Source organism: Streptomyces sp. NBC_01089 (genome assembly GCF_045162975.1).
Taxonomy (GTDB): domain Bacteria; phylum Actinomycetota; class Actinomycetes; order Streptomycetales; family Streptomycetaceae; genus Streptomyces.
Window position 1 is genome coordinate 5,580,661 of sequence record NZ_CP108660.1, and the last position, 21,550, is coordinate 5,602,210.

General features: G+C 71.5%; 13 protein-coding genes. 8 read left to right on the forward strand and 5 right to left on the reverse strand.

All coding sequences use genetic code 11. The features are described from left to right. The first annotated feature begins 39 nt into the window (after window positions 1–39). Window positions 40–516 carry a MarR family winged helix-turn-helix transcriptional regulator gene (locus OG510_RS25145; RefSeq protein ID WP_406139739.1) on the forward strand — a complete coding sequence of 159 codons (477 nt, stop codon included), beginning with the start codon at window positions 40–42 and terminating at the stop codon, window positions 514–516. Window positions 517–525: 9 nt separating this feature from the next. Here the strand turns inward: OG510_RS25145 and OG510_RS25150 are convergent, their stop codons facing one another. Continuing rightward, the gene (locus tag OG510_RS25150; RefSeq protein WP_406139740.1) at window positions 526–2,091 is read right to left on the reverse strand and encodes a PucR family transcriptional regulator; all 1,566 of its coding nucleotides are present in this window, start codon (window positions 2,089–2,091) and stop codon (window positions 526–528) included. Window positions 2,092–2,207: 116 nt separating this feature from the next. Here OG510_RS25150 and OG510_RS25155 point away from each other — a divergent pair, with 116 nt between their 5' ends. From OG510_RS25155 to OG510_RS25165, 3 genes are all read left to right on the forward strand, one after another. Then, window positions 2,208–3,734: a sodium:solute symporter gene (locus OG510_RS25155; protein ID WP_406139741.1), complete on the forward strand. Its 1,527-nt coding sequence runs from the start codon at window positions 2,208–2,210 to the stop codon at window positions 3,732–3,734. Between the two features lie 75 nt (window positions 3,735–3,809). Continuing rightward, window positions 3,810–4,778 carry an agmatinase gene (speB, locus tag OG510_RS25160; RefSeq protein ID WP_406139742.1) on the forward strand — a complete coding sequence of 323 codons (969 nt, stop codon included), beginning with the start codon at window positions 3,810–3,812 and terminating at the stop codon, window positions 4,776–4,778. Then, on the forward strand, window positions 4,775–6,451 hold the full coding sequence (locus OG510_RS25165; protein WP_406139743.1) for a thiamine pyrophosphate-binding protein: 1,677 nt from the start codon (window positions 4,775–4,777) through the stop codon (window positions 6,449–6,451). The genes speB and OG510_RS25165 overlap by 4 nt, the downstream gene beginning before the upstream one ends. A gap of 99 nt (window positions 6,452–6,550) precedes the next feature. Here the strand turns inward: OG510_RS25165 and xdhC are convergent, their stop codons facing one another. From xdhC to OG510_RS25180, 3 genes are read right to left on the reverse strand one after another with little or no spacing between them, the layout of a single operon-like run. Further along, a complete protein-coding gene (xdhC, locus tag OG510_RS25170; protein WP_406142533.1) occupies window positions 6,551–7,360 on the reverse strand; it encodes a xanthine dehydrogenase accessory protein XdhC in 810 nt (269 codons plus the stop codon). Window position 7,361: 1 nt separating this feature from the next. Continuing rightward, a complete protein-coding gene (gene xdhB / locus OG510_RS25175) occupies window positions 7,362–9,872 on the reverse strand; it encodes a xanthine dehydrogenase molybdopterin binding subunit (RefSeq protein ID WP_406139745.1) in 2,511 nt (836 codons plus the stop codon). Further along, window positions 9,869–11,353, reverse strand: coding sequence for a xanthine dehydrogenase small subunit (locus OG510_RS25180; protein ID WP_406139747.1), 1,485 nt, complete (start codon window positions 11,351–11,353; stop codon window positions 9,869–9,871). Before OG510_RS25180 ends, xdhB begins: the two co-directional genes overlap by 4 nt. Before the next feature lie 790 nt (window positions 11,354–12,143). On the opposite strand from OG510_RS25180, the gene OG510_RS25185 reads away from it, so the two are divergent. From OG510_RS25185 to OG510_RS25200, 4 genes are all read left to right on the forward strand, one after another. Next, window positions 12,144–15,935 carry an ABC transporter ATP-binding protein gene (locus tag OG510_RS25185; protein WP_406142535.1) on the forward strand — a complete coding sequence of 1,264 codons (3,792 nt, stop codon included), beginning with the start codon at window positions 12,144–12,146 and terminating at the stop codon, window positions 15,933–15,935. 209 nt (window positions 15,936–16,144) lie between these two features. Further along, a complete protein-coding gene (locus OG510_RS25190) occupies window positions 16,145–17,296 on the forward strand; it encodes a hypothetical protein (protein ID WP_406142537.1) in 1,152 nt (383 codons plus the stop codon). Window positions 17,297–17,401: 105 nt separating this feature from the next. After that, entirely contained in the window at window positions 17,402–17,851 is a 450-nt protein-coding gene (locus OG510_RS25195; RefSeq protein WP_406139749.1) for a hypothetical protein, read from the forward strand. A 98-nt stretch (window positions 17,852–17,949) separates the two neighbouring features. Next, complete coding sequence (locus OG510_RS25200; protein ID WP_406139751.1) at window positions 17,950–19,383, forward strand: S28 family serine protease; 1,434 nt, start codon at window positions 17,950–17,952, stop codon at window positions 19,381–19,383. A gap of 93 nt (window positions 19,384–19,476) precedes the next feature. Here OG510_RS25200 and OG510_RS25205 read toward each other — a convergent pair whose 3' ends face one another. Next, on the reverse strand, window positions 19,477–21,303 hold the full coding sequence (locus OG510_RS25205) for a glycoside hydrolase family 3 protein (RefSeq protein ID WP_406139753.1): 1,827 nt from the start codon (window positions 21,301–21,303) through the stop codon (window positions 19,477–19,479). Window positions 21,304–21,550: the final 247 nt, after the last annotated feature.

Consider the following 21,550-nt stretch of genomic DNA (forward strand, 5'->3'; position numbering starts at 1 on the left):
CGCACTATATGCCGAGGCATGTAAAGTAGACTATATGCCGTGACATCGAAAGCAAGTGGTGAGACGGTCGACTTCCCGGGCTTCTTCGCCGACCTGGTCCGGTGCGAGACGCGTCTGTACAACGCCATCAACGACCGTCTCCGTGAGCGGCACTCCATCGTCACCTCGCAGTTCGAGGCCCTGCGCTACCTGCGTGACCACCCGGAGTCCCGGGTGGCGGACCTCGCCGCCGCATTCGCCATCGGCATCGGAGCGGCCAGCAAGACCGTCGACCGTCTGGAGAAGCAGGGGTGGGCCGTCCGGCGGCCGAATCCGTCCGACCGCCGGTCCTCACTGCTGGCCCTGACCGACGGTGGCGCGCAGCTCGTTGCCGCGGCGGAGGGGACCTTCACCGATGGAGTGGCCGAGCTGATCGGCGGCACTCTCGGCGGCTCCTCGGCGTCGGCGGCCGCGCAGGCCCTCTCGAAACTGCGCTCCGTACTCGAGAGCAACCAGATCGGCACCCCGACAGGCTGACCTGGCCTGTCACGCCCGCCGCAGCGCGACCCACAGTTCCGTGCGTACGTCCATGTCGTCCAGGTCCGAGCCGAGCAGGGTCGCGCAGCGGCCGATGCGCTGGCGGACCGTGTTGCGGTGAATGTTCAGGGCGACCGCCGTGCGGTCCCAACTGCCGTGCAGCGAAAGCCAGGTGCGCAGCGTGTCGAGCAGCGCGTCGGGTGGCGGGTCGCCGAGCGGGGCGAGCAGGGTGCGGGCGTGGGCCGCTGCCTCGGCCGGGTCGAGGAGGGCGGCGAGGCCCGTCGTGCCGTGCCGGGAGAGCGGGGAGCGGGTCGCCGCCGCGTGCCGCAGGGCCCGGCCGGCCTGGGCGTCGGCCGCCGGGAGGTCCCGCAGCGCGGCCGGGGCGCTCACCCCGAGCGTCCAGCCGGGGTGGCGGGCGATCTCGCGGTCGGCGGGGAGCAGGATCCGTACGGGGTCGGCCGAGGCGTCCACCAGCGGGCTGCCCAGCGCGGGCGGGGTCCCCGTGCCGTGGGCCTGCACCACCGTCCAGGGGCCCGCGCCGAGCAGCGGTGCCACGTCGGCGGGCGCTGCGCCGAGGAGCAGCCGGACCAGCGCCGATGAGCGGGCTGCCTCGTCGGCGCCCTGGCGGGGGGCGGTGAGCAGCGAGAGCAGGACGACGGCGACACCGGCGATGGTGTGGTCGCCCGGTTCGCGTACCGATGTGGCGACGCCGAGCACCAGCCCTTCGCCGCCCGCCACCGCGTACGCGGCGAGGTGCGCGGAGCCCGCGGTGTCGGTGGCGGAGGCGGGCGCGGGGCGAGGGCCGGCCGGACCGGCCCCCGGCGTCGGCGAAGCGGACGGCTGCGCCCCCGGCGTACCCGGACCCGGACCCGGCGTACCCGTACCCGCCCCCGGCGTACCCGGACCCGTACCCGTACCCGGCCGTACGACCCGGGCGAGTGCCGCCAGTGCCTCGCGGGCCTCGCGCGCGCCGGGCTCCGGTTCGCGTCCCGCCGCCTGCAGCGCCGTCCCGTCCCCGGCGAGCAGTACCGCCCGGCCGCCCAGCCGGGTGGCCAGCTGGCGCAGTACCGCAGGTACCGGGTCGGGGCGGGCGGCCGCCGCGGCCAGGCCCTGCTGGGCCTGGGACACCCGGCGCAGCTCGTGGTGGCGGGCCTCGGCCATCAGCCCCCACACCGCGCGGGCCACCGCCGTGAAAGGCGTCCTGGTCGGCACCTCAACCAGCGGCAGGCCATGGCGGTCGCACGCGGCGGCCAGCGCCTCCGGCACCGTGTCGTACACCGGCGCGAGCCCGAAGCCGAGCGCCGCGCCGCCCGCCGCGACGATGCGCGCCGCGTAGCGGTCGGGGTCGTCGGCGAGCTGCACCCCGGCCGTCAGCAGCAGCTCACCGCCGAGCAGATACGGATAGGGGTCGGCCATCTCACTGGTGTGCACCCAGTGCACCGCCGCCCCACCGCTCTCCCCGGCCGGCGGGCCTGCGACCTGGCGCAGCCCGAGGTCCCGGCGGCCGAGCAGGGCCGACAGCTGGACGGGGGCGGTGGGCGGAGCGGCGGGGTCCGGCATGGATATTCCATCCATCAGAGGCAGGGTTCAGTGGACGGAACGTACACTTCAACGTCGCTTTCCGGCCACCTAGGGTCAACGTTCGAAAGCAGTCGGGCGCAGGTGGCAGAGGTGGAAGAGAGGGAGGGCGCATGGCAGTCGACTACGCGGTGATCGTGGCCTATCTGGCGGGCATGCTCGCCATGGGCTGGTGGGGCATGCGCCGCGCCAAGTCCAAGTCCGAGTTCCTGGTGGCGGGCCGCAGGCTCGGGCCCGCCATGTACTCCGGCACCATGGCCGCGATCGTCCTCGGCGGCGCCTCCACCATCGGCGGTGTGGGCCTCGGGTACCAGTACGGGCTCTCCGGCGCCTGGATGGTCTTCACCATCGGCCTGGGACTCCTCGCGCTCAGCGTCTTCTTCTCCGGGCGCATCGCCCGGCTGAAGGTCTACACCGTCTCGGAGATGCTCGACCTGCGCTACGGCGGCCGGGCCGGGGTCATCTCCGGTGTCGTCATGTGGGCGTACACGCTGATGCTCGCGGTCACCTCGACCATCGCGTACGCCACGATCTTCGACGTCCTCTTCGACATGAACCGGACGGTGGCGATCATCATCGGCGGCGCCATCGTCGTCGCGTACTCGACGCTCGGCGGCATGTGGTCGATCACCCTCACCGACATGGTGCAGTTCGTCGTCAAGACGATCGGCGTGCTGCTCCTGCTCCTGCCGATCGCCGTCGTGAAGGCCGGCGGCTTCTCGGAGATGAAGGCCAAGCTGCCCACCTCGTACTTCGATCCGCTGGGCATCGGCGGCGAGACGATCTTCACGTATGTCCTGATCTACACCTTCGGCATGCTGATCGGGCAGGACATCTGGCAGCGGGTGTTCACCGCGCGCAGCGACAAGGTCGCCCGGCTCGGCGGCACGGTGGCCGGTACGTACTGCCTGGTGTACGCGGTCGCCGGGGCGGTCATCGGGACGGCCGCCAAGGTCATGTACCCGAAGCTGCCCAGCTCCGACGCCGCCTTCGCCACCATCGTCAAGGACGAACTGCCCATCGGCGTCAGGGGACTGGTGCTGGCGGCCGCGCTGGCCGCGGTGATGTCCACCTCGTCCGGGGCGCTGATCGCCTGCGCCACCGTCGCCAACAACGACATCTGGTCGCGGCTGCGCGGGATACGCGGCGGCGGTGCCGCCCGGGGCGAGGGTGCCGACCACGACGAGGTGCGGGGCAACCGGGCCTTCATCCTCGCCATGGGTGTCCTGGTCATCTGTATCGCCATCGCCCTGAACAACGTCGTGGAGGCGCTCACCGTCGCGTACAACCTGCTGGTCGGCGGCCTGCTGGTGCCGATACTCGGCGGGCTGCTCTGGAAGCGCGGCACGGTGCAGGGGGCGCTGGCGTCCGTCGCGGCGGGCGGGCTCGTGGTGCTCGGCCTGATGGCGAAGTACGGCGCACTCGCCAACGAGCCCATCTACTACGGGCTGCTCAGCTCCCTGGTCGTGTACGTCGTCGTCTCGCTGGCCACGAAGCCGACGGACGCGGCGGTGCTCGCGGCCTGGCGGGAGCGGCTGGCCGGGCGGGACGGATCAGGGGCATCAGGGGCATCCGGGGCATCAGGGGCGGAAGAAGCCGAGCCCGGCTCCGGCACGGATTCCGTACCGGCCCATCATTGAGGTTCCACCCGCCGAGCACGCGCAGGACCCGCGCCACAAGCGCAGAGACACAGAACAGAGAAGAAGGGCACACCCATGAGCAGCACCGAACAGCCGCGCGGCCCCGTCGATTCGTCCCGCGTCCCCCGGTACGCGGGGCCCGCGACCTTCGCCAGGCTGCCCAGGCTCGACGAGGTCGGTACCGCCGACGTGGCGGTCGTCGGTGTGCCCTTCGACTCCGGTGTCTCCTACCGGCCGGGTGCCCGCTTCGGCGGCAACGCCATCCGTGAGGCGTCCCGGCTGCTGCGCCCTTACAACCCGGCGCAGGACGCGGCGCCGTTCGCGCTGGCGCAGGTCGCCGACGCGGGCGACATCGCGGCCAACCCGTTCAACATCAACGAGGCCGTCGACACCATCGAGGCCGCCGCCGACGACCTGCTCTCCACCGGCGCCCGGCTGATGACGCTCGGCGGCGACCACACCATCGCGCTGCCGCTGCTGCGCTCGGTCGCCAAACAGCACGGCCCGGTCGCGCTGCTCCACTTCGACGCGCACCTGGACACCTGGGACACCTACTTCGGCGCCGAGTACACCCACGGCACGCCGTTCCGCCGGGCCGTCGAGGAGGGCATCCTCGACACGTCCGCGCTCTCCCACGTCGGCACGCGCGGCCCGCTCTACGGCAAGAAGGACCTGGACGACGACGCGAAGATGGGCTTCGGCATCGTCTCGTCCGCCGATGTCATGCGGCGCGGGGTGGACGAGATCACCGACCAGCTGCGGCAGCGCATCGGCGGCCGGCCGCTGTACATCTCCATCGACATCGACGTACTGGACCCGGCGCACGCGCCCGGCACGGGCACCCCGGAGGCGGGCGGCCTGACCTCCCGCGAACTCCTGGAGATCGTCCGCGGTCTCTCCTCCTGCCATCTGGTCTCCGCCGACCTGGTCGAGGTCGCCCCGGCGTACGACCACGCCGAGATCACCTCCGTCGCCGCGTCCCACACGGCATACGAACTCACCACGATCATGTCGCGCCAGATTGCCGAGGCCCGCGAAAAGTGACGCACGACCACCACCACGAGACCCCGAGGCTCACCGCGGAGCAGACCGCGGCAGCCCTGAACCCCCCGCCCGGCCGCAACGGCGGCGACCTCGTCGTCGAGACCCTCCAAGGGCTCGGCTCCACCACGGTCTTCGGCCTCCCCGGCCAGCACGCGCTCGGCATGTTCGACGCGCTGCGCCGCTCCGCGCTCTCGTACGTGGGGCTGCGCGTCGAGAACAACGCGGGCTTCGCCGCCGACGCGTACGGCCGGATCACCGGCGAGGTGGCCCCGCTGCTGCTCTCGACCGGCCCCGGCGCGCTGACCTCGCTCGCCGCGCTCCAGGAGGCGGCGGCGGCCAGCGCGCCCGTGCTCGCCATCTCCAGCCAGGTCCCGACGGCCGGGCTCGGCGGCGGACGCCACGGCTATCTGCATGAACTGCGCGACCAGAAGGCGTCGTTCCGCGACATCGTGAAGTCCGTGCACACCGTGCGCACCGCGTCCCAGATCCCCTCCGCCATCGCGGCGGCCTGGGAGTCGGCGCTGACCGCGCCGCACGGCCCCGTCTGGGTGGAAATCCCGCAGGACGTACTGCTCGCGGAGACGTCCCTGCCGCCGGTCACCGCCCTGGACGCGACCCCGCGCGAGCTGGAGCCCCGCCCCGAACTGACCGCCGTGGCAGCGCACTTGCTCTCCCACGCCGAGCGCCCGGTGATCATCGCGGGCGGCGGTGTCGTACGGTCCGACGCGGCCGGGAAGCTGCTCGCGCTCGCCGAACGCCTCGACGCCCCGGTCGTCTGCACGGTCGGCGGCAAGGGCGCCTTCCCCTGGGAGCACTCGCTCTCGCTCCAGTCGTGGATGGAGGACCGGCACACCACGGACTTCCTGGAGGCGGCGGACGTCCTGCTGGTCGTCGGCTCAGGACTGGGCGAACTCTCCTCGAACTACCACACGTTCAAGCCGCGCGGCCGGGTCGTCCAGATCGAGGCGGACCTCGGCAAGCTGGAGTCCAACCACCCGGCGCTCGGCATCCACGCGGACGCCCGGATCGCGCTGTCGGCCCTGCTCGAAACGGTGGAGGAGCGCACCGACCCGGGCGCGGCCGACGCCGTACGCACCGTCCTCTCGAAGGTCCGGGAGCGGATCGCGAGCCAGGACCTGGACCGGGAACAGCAGATCCTGGCCTCGGTCAGGGCCGCGCTGCCCGCGACGTCCCCGAGCTTCTGGGACATGACGATCCTCGCCTACTGGGCCTGGTCGGCCTGGCCGGGGGCCCTGCACTCGGCGCAGGGCGCGGGCGGCCTCGGCTACGGCTTCCCGGCGGCGCTGGGCGCGGCGGTCGCCGACCCGACCACACCGGTCCTCGCGGTGTCGGGCGACGGTGGCGCGATGTACTCGATCGCGGAACTGGCCACGGCCAGGCAGTACGACCTGCCGGTCACCTGGCTGATCGTGGACGACGGCGGCTACGGCATCCTGCGCGAATACATGGAGGACGCCTTCGGCGAGGCCACCGCCACGGAACTGACCCGCCCGGACTTCGTGGCCCTGGCGGAGTCCTTCGGGGTCCCGGCACTCCGTACGACGCCGGAGACCCTGACGGAAGACCTGGCCAAGTCCCTGGCGGAGCCGGGCCCTTCGGTGGTCGTGCTGCCGGCGGTACTGAAGATGTTCGCGCCCACACACCTGGGCTGACCGGCCGGGCGCCCCGGGGTTTCCGTCCGGGGCGGTCCTGGCTCCATGAGCCCGTACCGCCCCGGACGGGTGGCCTCGGCCCCGTCCGGGTACGGGCGATCAGGCCCCCTGCGTCTCGAAGGTGCGCAGGACATCGGCCGCGATGCTCACGGCGATGGTCGCGGGCTCCTTGCCGGTGATGTCGGCCAGTCCGATCGGGGTCTTGATCCGGTCGATGGTGGCCTCGTCATGGCCGCCCTCGGTGGCGAGGCGCTTGCGGAACCGCACCCACTTGGCCGCCGAGCCGATCAGCCCGATGGAACCGAGATGGGGTGTGCGCAGGGCGGCGTCGCACAGCGCGGCGTCCTCGGCGTGGTCATGGGTCATGATCAGGACCTGGGTGCCGGGCGGCAGTTCCTCCAGTACCGCCTCGGGCAGCAGAGGCGTGTGGTGGACGTGTACCTGTGCCACCGCGTCCGCGAGCACGTCGAGCCGCTGCTCGGTGAGGATGTCGGAGCGGGTGTCGATCAGATGGAGGTCGAGATCCTGACGGGCCAGGATGCGCACCAGTTCCAGCCCGACGTGCCCGACCCCGAAGACCGCCACCGCATGGACCACCGGCAGCGGTTCGAGCAGCACCGAGACCGTGCCGCCGCAGCACTGCACGCCATGCTGGTTGGTCACCTTGTCGTTGAGGGCGAAGTCCATCAGCTCCGGCTCCGGCTCGGACGTGGCGATCATTTCCCTGGCCCGGTCGATGGTGGCGGCCTCGATATTGCCGCCGCCGATCGAGCCCCACGCCTCGGTCCGCCCCACGACGAGTTTCGCACCGGCGTCGCGCGGCGCGTGGCCGCGCACGGTCGCGACGGTCACCAGCACGCCGGGCTCCCTGCGTGTGCGCAACCGTGCGACCGCGGCGACCCATGTCATGTCAGGCACCGCTCAAGGCTTCTGCGTCGGTTCGGACCTTGCCGTTCGCGGCCCGGCCGTTCGCGGTCTGCCCGTTCGCAGTCCGGCCGTTCGCGGCCTGGCCGTTCACCGTCTGCCCGTTCGCGGTACGGCCGGTGGTGGAGCCGTCGTTCGCGTGGCCGTTCAGCCCGGACGCGTCTCCCTGCTGCCGCGCCGCCTGGACCGCCCAGTACACCGCCTCCGGCGTCGCGGGCGAGGCCAGCTCGACGCTGATCCCGTCCGGCCCGAACGCGGCGGCGGCCTGCCGCAGCGCCTCCCGTACCGAGAAGGCCAGCATCAGCGGAGGCTCGCCCACCGCCTTGGACCCGAAGACCGCGCCCTCTTCGGTGGCGTTCTCCATCAGCGTGATGTTGAACTCCTCGGGCATCTCGGAGAAGCTCGGCAGCTTGTAGGTGCTGGCCGCCTGGGTCAGCAGCCGGCCCCGGTTCGGCCCGTCGCCGGTGTCCCAGCGCAGGTCCTCAAGCGTGAGCCAGCCCGCGCCCTGGACGAAACCGCCCTCGATCTGACCGATGTCGATCATCGGGGACAGGCTGTCGCCGACGTCGTGCACGATGTCCACCCGCCGGATGCGGTACGCGCCGGTGAAGGCGTCGACCTCCACCTCCGTCGCGGCGGCGCCGTGGGCGAAGTACTTGAACGGCGACCCCCTGAAGGTCTTCGCGTCCCAGTGGAGCCCCTCGGTCCGGTAGAAACCGGACGCCGACAGCTGGACCCGCTGGAAGTACGCGGTGTGCACCAGGTCGTCCCAGGCCAGCTCCTGGTCGCTGCCGAGTGCCCGCGCGACGCCCTCGGTGATGCGTACGTCCGACGCGTTCGCACCCAGCCGGGAGGCGGCCACCTGAAGGAGCCGCTCGCGCAGCTGCTCACAGGCGTTCTTGACCGCCCCGCCGTTGAGGTCCGCCCCCGAACTGGCGGCGGTGGCAGAGGTGTTGGGCACCTTGTCGGTACGCGTCGGGGCCAGCCGGACCTTGTGCAGCGGGATCCCGAGCGTGGTCGCGGCCACCTGCAGCATCTTGGTGTGCAGGCCCTGGCCCATCTCGGTGCCGCCGTGGTTGATCAGGACCGAGCCGTCCTTGTAGATCAGCACCAGCGCGCCGCCCTGGTTGAAGGCGGTGAGGTTGAACGAGATGCCGAACTTGATGCCGGTGACCGCGAGAGCCCGCTTGGTGTGCGGGTGCGCGGCGTTGAACGCGGCGATCTCGCGCTTGCGGTCGGCGATGCCGGCGTCGTCCTGGACCTGCTGCCAGATGCCGGAGATCCGTTCGGCCTGCGTGACCGGCTGTCCGTACGGTGTCGTCTGGCCCTGGCCCGGCCGGTAGAAGTTGCGCTCCCGCAACTCCATGGCATCCAGGCCGAGCAGTGGTGCGCAGCGGCCCAGGATGTCCTCGATCACCAGCATGCCCTGCGGTCCGCCGAACCCGCGGAAGGCGGTGTTGGAGACCGTGTTCGTCTTGGCGATGCGGCCGGCGACGCGGGCGTGGGGAATCCAGTAGGTGTTGTCGATGTGGCAGAGCGCACGGGCCAGCACCGGCTCGGACAGGTCCAGGCTCCAGCCGCCGTCCGCGGTCAGGGTGGCGTCCAGGGCCTGGATGCGGCCGTCCGCGTCGAAGCCGATCCGCCACTCGGCGTGGAAACCGTGCCGCTTGCCCGACATGGTCAGGTCCTGCGTCCGGTTGAGCCGGAACCGGACCGGCCGGCCGGTCAGCTTGGCGCCGAGCGCGGCTATGGCCGCGAACCCGTGCGGCTGCATCTCCTTGCCGCCGAAGCCGCCGCCCATCCGCAGGCACTGCACCGTCACCTCGTGACTGGGCACACCGAGTACGTGCGCGACGATCTCCTGGGTCTCCGAGGGGTGCTGGGTGCTGCTCTGGATGAACACCTGCCCGTTCTCGTCGATCTGGGCGAGCGCCGCATGCGTTTCCAGATAGAAGTGCTCCTGGCCGGCGAACTCGAACTCGCCGGTGAACACATGCGTGGATTCGGCGAAGCCCGCGTCGGTGTCCCCGGCCAGCATCACGGGCTGGGCGCCGTGATAGCTGCCGGCCGCGATCGCGTCCTTCAGCGTGATCAGGGAGGGCTGTTCGTCGATCTCCACCTCGACGGCCGCCGCACCGAGCCGGGCCGCCTCCAGGGTCTCGGCGAGCACCCAGGCGACCGCGTGGCCGTGGAACATGACCTCGTCGGGGAAGAGCGGCTCGTCGTGCTTCATGCCGGCGTCGTTGACACCGGGCACATCGGCACCGGTCAGTACGTGCACCACACCCGGCACGGCCAGCGCGGGCCCGGTGCGCAGCGCGGTGATCAGGCCGCGGGCCTTCATCACCTGGACCGGGTAGGCGTGCAGGACGTCCTTGGTGCGCTGGACCAGGTCGTCGGTGTAGAGAGCGGTACCGGTGACGTGCAGGAAGGCGCTCTCGTGCGGCATCGAGACGCCCACGACGGGCTTCTCGGGAATCTCGGACAGATGGCTCATGACGGCACCGCCTCAGTGGTTTGCGCGTACAGCTTCAGCAGGCTCTGGCCGAGCATCGCGGAGCGGTACTCGGCGCTGGCGCGGTGATCGTTCATCGGTGTGCCCTCGGCCCGCAGCACGGGGGCCGCGGCCTCGACCGTCTCGGCCGTCCACGGCTTGCCCTCCAGGGCCGCCTCGGTGGCCAGGGAGCGGATCGGGGTGGCGGCCACGCCGCCCAGGCCGATGCGCGCCCTGCGGACGATCCCGCCCTCGGCCCCGCCCTCGATGTCGAGCGCGAAGGCGACGGCCACGCTGGAGATGTCGTCGAAACGCCGTTTGGCGATCTTGTGGAAGGCCGTGACCCGCGACAGCGGGAGCGGGACGCGTACCGCGCGGATCAGCTCGCCGGGGCGGCGCACGCTCTGCCGGTAGCCGGTGAAGTAGTCCGCCAGCGGGACCTCGCGCTCGCCGTCGGCGTCGGCGAGCACCACCGACGCCTCCAGCGCGAGCAGTACGGGCGGGCTGTCACCGATGGGCGAGCCGGTCCCCAGATTGCCGCCCAGGGTCGCTCCGTTACGGATGAGCCGGGACGCGAACTGCGGAAACAGCTCGGCCAGGAGTGGGACGCTGCCATCGAGGCGGCGTTCGATCTCGGTGAGCGTCAGCGCCGCCCCGATCTCGATGTGGTCGGATTCGACCCGCAGCTCCCGCATCTCGGACAGCCGGTCGACGGCGATCACGCAATCCGCCCGCCGGGACCGGATGTTCACCTCGACGCCGAAGTCCGTGGAGCCGGCCACAACCACCGCGTCGGGCCGCTCGCGCAGCAGCCGCAGAGTCTCGGCCAGCGTGCTCCTGCGCAGGAAGGTGCTGCCGTCCCGGGTGTATTCGGTGGCGGCCGGTGCGGGCGGCGACTGCTCGCGACGCCGCGCCAGCGGGTCCTCGTCGGCGGGTGCCCCGACGGCGAACGCGGCATCGCGGATCGGGCGGTAACCGGTGCAGCGGCACAGGTTTCCGCTCAGCGCGTGCAGATCGAAACCGTTGGGACCGTGCTCGGCGTCGGTGCTGTCGGCCGTGTCTCCCGGCTCCTGGTGCGCGCAGCGGTTGGGGCGGTAGTACTCGGCCGCCATGCTGCAGATGAACCCCGGTGTGCAGTAACCGCACTGGGAGCCGCCGCGTACCGCCATCTCCTCCTGTACCGGGTGCAGTTCGGGCGGCGTTCCCGGTTGGCCGGGGGTGGCGAGACCTTCGGAGGTGATGACCTCCTGGCCGTCCAGCGCCGCGGCCGGGACCAGGCAGGCGTTGACCGCCACCCAGTCGGTGGGCTTGTTGACGCCGGGCCGGGCCACCAGGACCGAACAGGCCCCGCACTCGCCCTCGGCGCAGCCCTCCTTGGTGCCGGTGAGGCCGCGGTCGCGCAGGAAATCCAGCACCGTGGTGTGGGGTGCGGCCGGTGCGAGCGGGGTTTCCTTCCCGTTCACCGTGATCCGCGCCGCTACCACGACGGGCCTTCGTTTCGCCGCAGGGCAGGTCGATTCATCATGTTTGCCACTTTCAGGCAGCTTTCTATGTCCGGACGCGCCACGTCATAAGACAGGCGGGCGCACACCGGCACGCGTCGGCGCTGTGCCGGGAAAGGATGAGCGTGAGGGAAAACCAGAAATGTGCCGCGGAGGGGCACCATCAGAACGGCGGCTCAGCAGCCGTGCGCGACCTGACCCGGAGCCCAGACCGTAAGGCGGGCGAGGCGAGCCAGATCAGAGCAGGTGTACATCTGCCGGTCGCCTCCTTCCGTGGTCACAGGTCTACTTCCACCGAAAGCTAGTGGTTGGATCCACCGAGGTCAAGAGAAGTTGATCTTGCTTTTTGGATGACCGACCAAATCCCGTCCGCGGTGACGATCCCGGTGCGGCTCCCGGAGAGGGCGGCCGGACGGCGGGTCAACGGTCCTAGGCCCATGGACCGGTTCCCGTACGTCGTTCGGCTGGACCTGCACCCCGGAATGTTGCAGCGGGATGAAATCCCCAGGTCGCCGTGTTGGTTCCTTCCGGTGGCATGAGACAACGGGAGGCACCAGTGGCGGACGCCGCGCAACAGGATCCCGCGCAGCAGGCCGGCGCGCAGCAGCACGAACAGCAGCACGAACAGCGGCAGGACGGTACGGGGCGCGGCCCCGCGCGGAGCGGTACGCCGGAACCCGGGGCGGCCGGGGCGGCCGGGGCAGCTGGGGCGGCCGGAACCGGAACAGCAGGGGCCGGGGGAGCGCAGCGGCAGGGCTGGGCGCGCCGGCTCATCGGGTACGCCTGGCGGTACCGGCGCAATGTGCTGCTGGCCCTCGGATCGTCGCTCGCCGGGATGGCCGTCATGGCGCTCGTCCCGCTGGTCACCAAGGTGATCATCGATGACGTCATCGGCAACGGCACCCGTTCCCTCGCCGTCTGGACGGGGCTGCTGATCGCCTCGGCCGTCGTCGTGTACGTCCTCACCTACGTCAGGCGCTACTACGGCGGCCGCCTCGCGCTCGACGTCCAGCACGACCTCCGTACCGAGATGTACGGGACGATCATGAAGCTGGACGGGCGGCGGCAGGACGAGCTGTCCACCGGGCAGGTCGTCGGCCGCGCCACCAGCGACCTCCAGCTCATCCAGGGGCTGCTCTTCATGCTGCCGATGACCCTCGGCAACGTGCTGCTCTTCCTCATCTCGCTCGGCATCATGGCCTGGCTCTCGCCGCTGCTGACCCTGATCGCCGTGGCCGTCGCGCCCGCCCTGTGGATCATCGCCAAGCGCAGCAGGGCCAGGCTCTTCCCCGCCACCTGGTACGCCCAGGGGCAGGCCGCCGCCGTCGCCGGTGTCGTCGACGGAGCCGTCACCGGCGTACGCGTGGTGAAGGGCTTCGGCCAGGAGGACCAGGAGACCGGCAAGCTCCGCGCGGTCAGCCGCAGGCTCTTCGCCGGGCGGCTGCGCACCATCAAGCTGAACTCCCGCTACACGCCCGCGCTCCAGGCCGTCCCCGCACTCGGCCAGGTCGCGATGCTGGCGCTCGGCGGCTGGCTGGCCACCCGGGGCGAGATCACCCTCGGCACGTTCGTCGCCTTCTCGTCCTATCTGGCCCAGCTCGTCGGCCCGGTCCGGATGCTCGCCATGGTGCTGACCGTCGGCCAGCAGGCCCGCGCGGGCGTCGAGCGCGTCCTTGAGCTGATCGACACCGAGCCCTCCATCCCTGACGGCACCAAGACGCTCCCGGCGGACGCCGAGGCCACCGTCGAGTTCGACGGCGTCTCCTTCGGATACACCGACGACCGGCCGGTGCTCGACGGCTTCTCGCTGACCATCGCGCCGGGCGAGACCGTCGCCGTCGTCGGCTCGTCCGGCAGCGGCAAGTCCACCGTCTCGCTGCTCCTGCCGCGCTTCTACGACGTCTCGCACGGCGCGGTCCTCATCGGCGGCCACGACGTACGCGAACTCACCCTGGAATCCCTGCGGTCCGCGATCGGCCTGGTCCCCGAGGACAGCTTCCTCTTCTCCGACACCGTCCGCGCCAACATCGCCTACGGCTTCCCCGACGCCACCGACGAGCAGATCCGCACCGCGGCGCGCGCCGCCCAGGCCGACCGCTTCATCGCCGAACTGCCCGCCGGATACGACACCACCGTCGGCGAGCACGGCCTCACCCTCTCCGGCGGCCAGCGCCAGCGCATCGCACTGGCCCGCGCCATCCTCACCGACCCCAGGCTGCTCCTCCTGGACGACGCCACATCCGCCGTCGACGCCCGCGTCGAGCACGAGATCCACGAGGCGCTGCGCGGGGTGATGGCAGGCCGCACCACCCTGCTCATCGCACACCGCCGCTCCACCCTCAACCTCGCCGACCGCATCGCCGTCATCGAAGGCGGCCGGCTCGCCGACATCGGCACACACGCGGAGCTGGAGGAGCGTTCGGCGCTCTACCGGCAGCTGCTGACCGACCCGGACGAGCTGGGCGGTGTCTCGCCCGGCCACCCGGTGCCGGCGGCGGACGAGCCGGACGACACCTCCGTACGCGAGGAACTGGACGCCGAGTTCGACGTCGAGCGGGGCATCACCCCACCGCTCTGGGTCCGCAACGAGAGCCCGGTGACCGGAACAGGCCCCGGCGCCGATGGCGCCCAGGCCCCCGGCGGGATGCCCGCGACACCCGAACTGCTCGCCCAGGTCGCCGCGTTGCCGCCCGCCACCGACACCCCCGACGTGGACGAGACGCACGCGGTCGCCGCCGAGACCTCGTACGGGCTGCGGCGGCTGCTGCGCGGCTTCGGGCCCGTCCTGCTCATCAGCCTGTTCCTGGTCGCGGTCGACGCGGGCATGGGGCTGCTGCTGCCCGTGCTGATCCGGCACGGCATCGACCAGGGCGTCACCAAGCTCGCCACCGGCGCGGTCTGGACGGCGGCCGCGCTCGGCCTGCTCACCGTGGCCGTCCAGTGGCTGGCGCAGACCGGTGAGACCCGGATGACGGGGCGTACCGGCGAGCGCGTCCTGTACACGCTGCGCCTGAAGATCTTCGCGCAGCTCCAGCGGCTCGGCCTCGACTACTACGAGCGCGAGCTGACCGGCCGGATCATGACCCGGATGACCACGGACGTCGACGCGCTCTCCACCTTCCTGCAGACCGGCCTGGTCACCGCGTTCGTCTCGGTCGTCACCTTCTTCGGCATCCTTGTGGTGCTGTTCGTGATCGATGTGCAGCTGGCCCTCGTCGTCTTCGCGACGCTGCCGTTCCTGGCCGTCGCCACGTACTTCTTCCGCAGGAAGAGCGTCCAGGCGTACGAGCTGGCGCGTGAGCGGGTCTCCGTCGTCAACGCCGACCTCCAGGAGTCCGTCTCCGGGCTGCGGATCGTGCAGGCGTTCCGCCGCGAGTCCACCGGGGCGGGCCGCTTCGCCGGCCGCAGCGACCACTACCGGCAGGCGAGGGTCCGCGGTCAGTGGCTGATCTCGGTCTACTTCCCCTTCGTCCAGCTGCTGTCGTCGGTGGCCGCGGCCTCCGTGCTGATCGTCGGCTCGCACCGGGTCGAGGCCGGAACGCTCACCACGGGGGCCCTGGTCGCCTACCTGCTGTACATCGACCTGTTCTTCGCCCCCGTGCAGCAGCTGTCCCAGGTCTTCGACGGCTACCAGCAGGCCACCGTCTCGCTCAAGCGCATCCAGGAGCTGCTCGTCGAGCCCACGTCGACCGAGGAGAGCGCGGCGCCGCTGGAAGTCGGCGCACTGCGCGGCGACATCGCCTTCGAGGGCGTCTCCTTCGCGTACGGCGCTGTCGACGGACCTGATGGCCCCGGCGGCGCTGCCGACTCCGACGGCTCCGACGGCTCCGGCGCCTCGGGCGCCTCGGGCGGCGAAGGCGAGCCCGAGACAGCGCTCAGCGGTATCGATCTGCGGATCCCGGCCGGGCAGACGGTCGCCTTCGTCGGGGAGACCGGCGCGGGCAAGTCCACGCTGGTCAAGCTGGTCGCGCGGTTCTACGACCCGACAGCGGGCCGGGTCACGGCCGACGGCACCGATCTGCGGGACATGGACATGACGGCGTACCGGCACCGGCTCGGGGTCGTCCCGCAGGAGGCGTACCTCTTCGCGGGCACGGTCCGTGACGCCATCGCCTACGGCCGCACGGACGCGACCGACGCCGAGGTAGAGGCGGCGGCGCGGGCGGTCGGCGCGCACGACATGATCGCGACCCTGGAGGGCGGCTACCTCCACGAGGTCGCCGAGCGCGGCCGCAACCTCTCGGCGGGCCAGCGCCAGCTGATCGCACTGGCCCGCGCCGAACTGGTCGACCCGGACATCCTGCTGCTCGACGAGGCGACAGCCGCGCTCGACCTGGCATCGGAGGCGCAGGTCAACCAGGCCACCGACCGGATCGCCGGACGGCGGACGACGCTGGTGGTCGCCCACCGGCTGACCACAGCGGCACGGGCGGACCGGGTGGTGCTGATGGCCCACGGCCGGGTCGTCGAGGACGGTACGCACGAGGAGCTGCTGGCCCTGGACGGAGGCTACGCACAGCTGTGGCGGACCTTCGTGGGGGAGCCGGCCGAGGTGGTCGTGTAAGGAGGGCGCGGGTCCCGCCGGCGAGCACCGCCGGCGGGACCTCATGGCGGCGCCGTGCGCGCGGGATGAGAGCGTTGCCGGGGCCGCACGTCCGCCGCCGGGACAACTTTTCCTCCCGTTCGGCCCTCTTCCATACCGGGATGTGCAGCCCCGACAGCGCACACACCGGACGCGGGAGCTGAGATACGGTGCCGACGATCAGTCAGCGGATGCACTTGGTGCTGCTCACCGCCTGGACGGTGCTGTGGTTCGCCGTGGTGGAGCCGCACGGCGGATTCTCCTGGCACTATCTGCACACCGGCGGCGAGCTGATCTACCAGGGCCCCGGCGGCGACGGCACCGGCGGTCTCAATCTCTACGCCCACCACCCCGAGCTGCAGATGGGCCCGGTCAGCTTCCTCGCCGCCGGACTGTTCAACCCGTTCCCCGAGGCCACCGGCCAGTTCCTCGCCGCCGCGCTGATGTCCCTGCTCGGCCTGGTCATCGTCGTACTGGCCGGGCGCAGCGCCGCCCACCATCTGCTGGGCACCGGCACCAACCACCAGCGGCTGCGCCAGCGGGTGCTGATCGCCGGGCTCGCCTTCATCCCGATGTGGATCGAGGTGGCGGTCCGCTTCGGGCACCTGGACGACGTACTGGCGCTGTTCTTCACCGCCCTCGCGGTCCGGGCCGTCACCCGGGGCAACCCGGCGGCCACCGGTGCCTGCCTCGCCCTGGCGATGGACTCCAAGCCCACCGCGCTGGCCTTCCTGCCGCTGCTGCTGGCCCTGCCCCGGCGGAACTGGCTGCGGGCCGCCCTGTGGTGCGGGGGCCTGGTGGCGGTCGCCTGGCTGCCGTTCTTCGTCGGCGATCCGCAGTCCTTCGCGGCGGCCAAGTTCGCCATTCCGAACCATCCGGCGTCCGCCCTGCGCTGGCTCGGCGTCGGCGACCCGGAGACGCCGGGCTGGGACCGCCCCGCGCAGGCCGCGCTCGGCCTGGTGCTCGGTACGGTGGCGGTCTGGCGGGGCCGCTGGCCCGCGGTGGTCCTGCTCGGCGCCAACGCCCGGATCGTGCTCGACCCGAGCGTCTACACGTACTACACGGCTTCGGTGCTGCTCGGCACCCTGCTGTGGGACGTGATCGGGCAGCGCAGGCTGGTGCCGTGGTGGAGCTGGCTGGCGCTGCTGACGCTGTACGGCAGTGTCTTCGTCGTCCCGGACGACGCGGTGCGCGGTCTGCTGCGGCTGGGGTTCGTGGCGCTGTCCACGGCGTACGTCCTGCTGTGGCCGGTCCGTGAGCGCGGCGACCGGGGCGGGGTACGCGGCCGGCGCAGACCCCGGGCCCGTGCGGGGGCCCCGCTGGTGGTGGATTCGGAACGGTGACCGCCGCGGGTCCCGTCTGTCCGGTTCTGCGGTGCAACCAGCCGACTGTCCCTTGCGTCCGTACACACATACGTCTGCGCGACCGAAAGGGAAGAAGTGTTCGAGTTGCGGCGAAAGCCGGAGGTCGGGGCGGGGCACGCGCCGGTACGTGAACCGGTGCGCGGAGCCGTCCGCGGCCCGATGACCGCCCGCTGGGCCGCCGGTCTGACGGCGGCGGCCGCGGTGGCGCTGGCCCTGGTGGGGACGGGCGCCCAGCCGGCGAGCGCCGCGTCGAGCTGCCCCGGACATCTGGTCAGGTCCGTGGGCTTCGCCACCGGACGGCTCCAGGTCTACCGGAGCGGTCAGTCCGTCTGCGCCGTCACCCTCGCCAAGAACCCGGGCGCCAGGAGGCAGATGTCCGTCCAGCTCCAGGCGCGCGGGGGCAGGCCGGTCTCCGACAGCGGCCGTTTCACCCGTCTGGCGGGGCCGGTGAAGGTCCGTGCGGTACACCGCTGTGTCCGGGCCGTGGGCGCGGTCTCCGGCAAGAAGGGGGCGTCCGGCTGGTTCCTGTGCTGAGCGGGTGATCTCCCCGGATGGTCAACTGGGTCTGGCGTGCCTGGTGTTACCCCGGCTAGGTTCGCGGCTACTCGTTGTGATCCCCAGGGGAGGGCTGAATGCGCAAGGCGCTCAGATGGCTGCTCGCGTTCGTGGTGCTCATAGGCACCTTGAGTGCGGCGGGGGCATCAGCCGGTGCGGCCACCGCCGCAGGACCGGACACCCCGGACATCAAGGCCCGGATCCTCGCGATCCCCGGCATGAGTCTGATCGAGGAGAAGCCCTACCCGGGCTACCGCTTCTTCGTTCTCCAGTACGCCCAGCCCATCGACCACCGGCACCCGTCGAAGGGCACCTTCAACCAGCGCTTCACCCTGCTGCACAAGGACACCAGCCGGCCGACCGTCCTCTACACCGGCGGGTACAACGTCTCCACCACCCCCAGCCGCAGTGAGCCGACCCGTATCGTCGACGGCAACCAGGTGTCACTGGAGTACCGCTACTTCACACCGTCCAGGCCGGAGCCCGCCGACTGGTCCAAGCTGGACATCTGGCAGGCCGCGAGCGACCAGCACCGGCTGTTCACGGCGCTCAAGAAGATCTACACCCGGAACTGGCTCACCACCGGCGGTTCCAAGGGCGGCATGACCGCCACCTACTACGAGCGCTACTACCCCAAGGACATGGACGGGGTCGTCGCGTATGTGGCGCCCGACGACGTCGCCAACGACGAGGACTCGGCGTACGACCGGTTCCTGAGCACCGTCGGCACCAAGGAGTGCCGCGACCGGCTGGAGGGCGTCCAGCGTGAGGCGCTCGTCCGCCGCGGGCCGCTGGAGAAGAAGTACGCCCAGTACGCGAAGGACAACGGCTACACCTTCACCACCGTCGGGTCGCTCGACAAGGCGTACGAGGCCGTGGTGCTCGACTACATCTGGGGCTTCTGGCAGTACAGCCTGCTCTCCGACTGCGACACCGTCCCCGCCGACGCCCCGCACGCCACCGACCTGGAGATCTGGGACTCCGTCGACACGATCTCCGGGTTCTCCTTCTACACCGACCAGGGGCTTGAGGCGTACACGCCGTACTACTACCAGGCCGGCACCCAGCTCGGCTCGCCGGACATCAAGCAGCCCTGGCTCGGCAACCTCAGCCGCTACGGCTACCAGCCGCCGCGGCACTTCGTTCCCCGCTCCATCTCGATGCGCTTCCAGCCGGGCGTGATGGCCGACGTGGACAACTGGGTGAAGCACCACGCCCACCACATGCTGTACGTGTACGGGCAGAACGACCCCTGGGGCGCCGAGCGCTTCAGCGTCGGGAAGCACCCGGACGACAGCTATGTGTTCACCGCGCCCGGGATGAACCACGGCGCGAACGTCGACGGTCTCGCCCCCGCCGAGAAGGCGAAGGCCACCGCGCGCATTCTGGCCTGGGCCGGAGTCGCACCGGCCGCGGTGCGGGCCGACCCGCAGCGGGCCAAGCCGCTCGCCGCGTACGACGCGACGCTCGACCGCAAGGGCCTGGAGCGGGACAGGTCGCTGCGGCCGTGACCCCGTCCCGTCGAACCAACCGGCCCTGAACAGGGACCGGTCGCACTGTGCCCGCCGCGAAGTCCCGCGGCGGGCACAGCTGTTGCCGGGCGGTCAGTACGTCAGACCGTGCCCCACCGGATACAGCACCTTCGCGGGATCGTCCGCGCGCTGGACGGGAACCGGCAGCAGACCGCGCGGCGCGACCCGGCCCGCGATCACCCGTGCCGCCGCCCGGAGTTCGACGTCCGTCCAGCTGTACGTGGCAAGCGCGGCCCGGACACCGGGGAGCTGGGCGATGTCGTACGGGTTGCGGACCGCGATCTGCACCACCGGGACCCCGGTCGCGACCAGCGCCGCCACCAGCTTGGTCTGCGCGTCGCCCGCGGCCACGTCATAGGTGCCGACGAGCACCGCGTCCTTGCCCGCGGCGGCGGCCACCGCGCTCTTGATCACGGCGGCGGTGGGCGCGGTGCCGGTCGGGAGCACCGTGGTGGTGAAGCCGAGTCCGGTCAGCTCCTTGCCGAGCACCGTGGTCGGCGGGCCCGTCGTCCCCGAGGGCGACGCCGGATCGGGGCCGACGACCAGCAGCTTCCCGGCCCGGCGCCGGGAGAGCGGCAGCAGCTTGGCCTCGTTCACCAGGAGGGTGGTGGTCCGCTCGGCGATCCGGTCGGCCGACATTAGATGGGACCGGATGCCGACCGTACGGTCCACCCGGGTCTCGGGCACGTACGGGCTGCTGAACAGTGCGCGCCGGTTCTTGAGCCGCAGGATCCGCAGGAGCGATTCGTCGATCCGCTTCTCGGTGAGTTCCCCGCCGCGCACCGCGGCGAGCACCGCGTGCCACGCGGTGTCGAGGTCCGGCGGGTTCAGCAGCTGGTCGACGCCGGCCTTGAGCGCCAGCACCGGCACCCGGTCGTCGCCGTACTTGTCCCGTACGCCCTGCATACCCAGCGAGTCGGTGACGACGACGCCGTCGTACCCCAGCTCCTCGCGCAGGATGCCGGTGAGGATCGGCTGGGACAGGGTGGCCGGGTCGTTGCTGGGGTCCAGCGCGGGGAACTGGATGTGCGCCGTCATGATCGCGTCGATCCCGGCGGCGACGGCGGCCTTGAAGGGCGGGGCGTCGATGCTCTCCCACTGCTCACGGGTGTGGGTGATGACCGGGATCCCGGTGTGGCTGTCGACCGCGGTGTCGCCGTGGCCGGGGAAGTGCTTGGCGGTCGCGGCGACCTGCGAGCTCTGGTACCCCTGCACCTCGGCGGCGACCAGCCGGGCCACGGCGGCCGGTTCGGAGCCGAAGGAGCGGACGCCGATGACCGGGTTGGCGGGGTTCACATTGACGTCGGCGTCCGTCGAGTAGTCCTGCCGGATACCGATCGCCCGCAGCTCGGCACCGGAGATCCGGCCGACCGTACGGACGTCGTCGCGCGAGCGCCCGGCGCCGAGCGCCATCGCGCCGGGGAAGAGGGCGGCCGGATAGCCGACCCGGCAGACGATGCCGTGCTCCTGGTCGGTGGCGATCAGCAGCGGTACGGGGGTGTGCTGGGCGAGACCGGCGCGCTGGATGCCGTTGGAGAGCGCGGCGATCTGGTGCGGGTCGCGGGTGTTGTTCGCCCAGCTGAAGTAGATGATGCCGCCGACGTGGTACTTGGCGATCAGCTCGGCGGCGGTGCGGACGCCGATCTCTTTCAGGTTGGCGTCGATGTCGGCCTGGTCGGGAGCGGTGGCGGAGTGTCCGTACACCCGCATCACGAAGAGCTGGCCGACCTTCTCCTCGATGCTCATGCGGCCGATGAGCTTCTTGAGCTGCCGGTCGTGACCGCTGGGATCAGGACCGGGGCGGCGGGGATCGGCGTGCGCCGTGGCGCCCGTGGCTGCGGTGGCTACCGCGGCCGCGGTAGCGGTGAGCAGAGAGCGTCTGGAGGTGCGGTACTGCACTGGTGCCCCTTCCGGCCATGCTGCGCAAGGAATCTGAAGGAAACTTTCCAGCAGCACCGATATCCGGAAACTAACTGCCAGGTCAAGGGTGCGGGCCGCATCGGAGCGGCGTTGGCCCATTTGCCCGCGGCCGGGCCGTCCTGGACCGGTCCGGCCCGGCTCGTCGTACGGGTGGGGCGCCCGCGGTCGGTCGCGGTTACCCGGACGGCGCCCGCGGTTACCCGGACGGCGCCCGCGGTTACCCGGA

Bases quoted from the DNA above. Each gene is read 5' to 3' on its own strand.
- OG510_RS25150 (WP_406139740.1), bottom strand. From the start codon at position 2,091: ATGGATGGAATATCCATGCCGGACCCCGCCGCTCCGCCCACCGCCCCC.
- OG510_RS25155 (WP_406139741.1), top strand. From the start codon at position 2,208: ATGGCAGTCGACTACGCGGTGATCGTGGCCTATCTGGCGGGCATGCTC.
- speB (WP_406139742.1), top strand. From the start codon at position 3,810: ATGAGCAGCACCGAACAGCCGCGCGGCCCCGTCGATTCGTCCCGCGTC.
- xdhC (WP_406142533.1), bottom strand. From the start codon at position 7,360: ATGACATGGGTCGCCGCGGTCGCACGGTTGCGCACACGCAGGGAGCCC.
- xdhB (WP_406139745.1), bottom strand. From the start codon at position 9,872: ATGAGCCATCTGTCCGAGATTCCCGAGAAGCCCGTCGTGGGCGTCTCG.
- OG510_RS25190 (WP_406142537.1), top strand. From the start codon at position 16,145: ATGCACTTGGTGCTGCTCACCGCCTGGACGGTGCTGTGGTTCGCCGTG.
- OG510_RS25200 (WP_406139751.1), top strand. From the start codon at position 17,950: ATGCGCAAGGCGCTCAGATGGCTGCTCGCGTTCGTGGTGCTCATAGGC.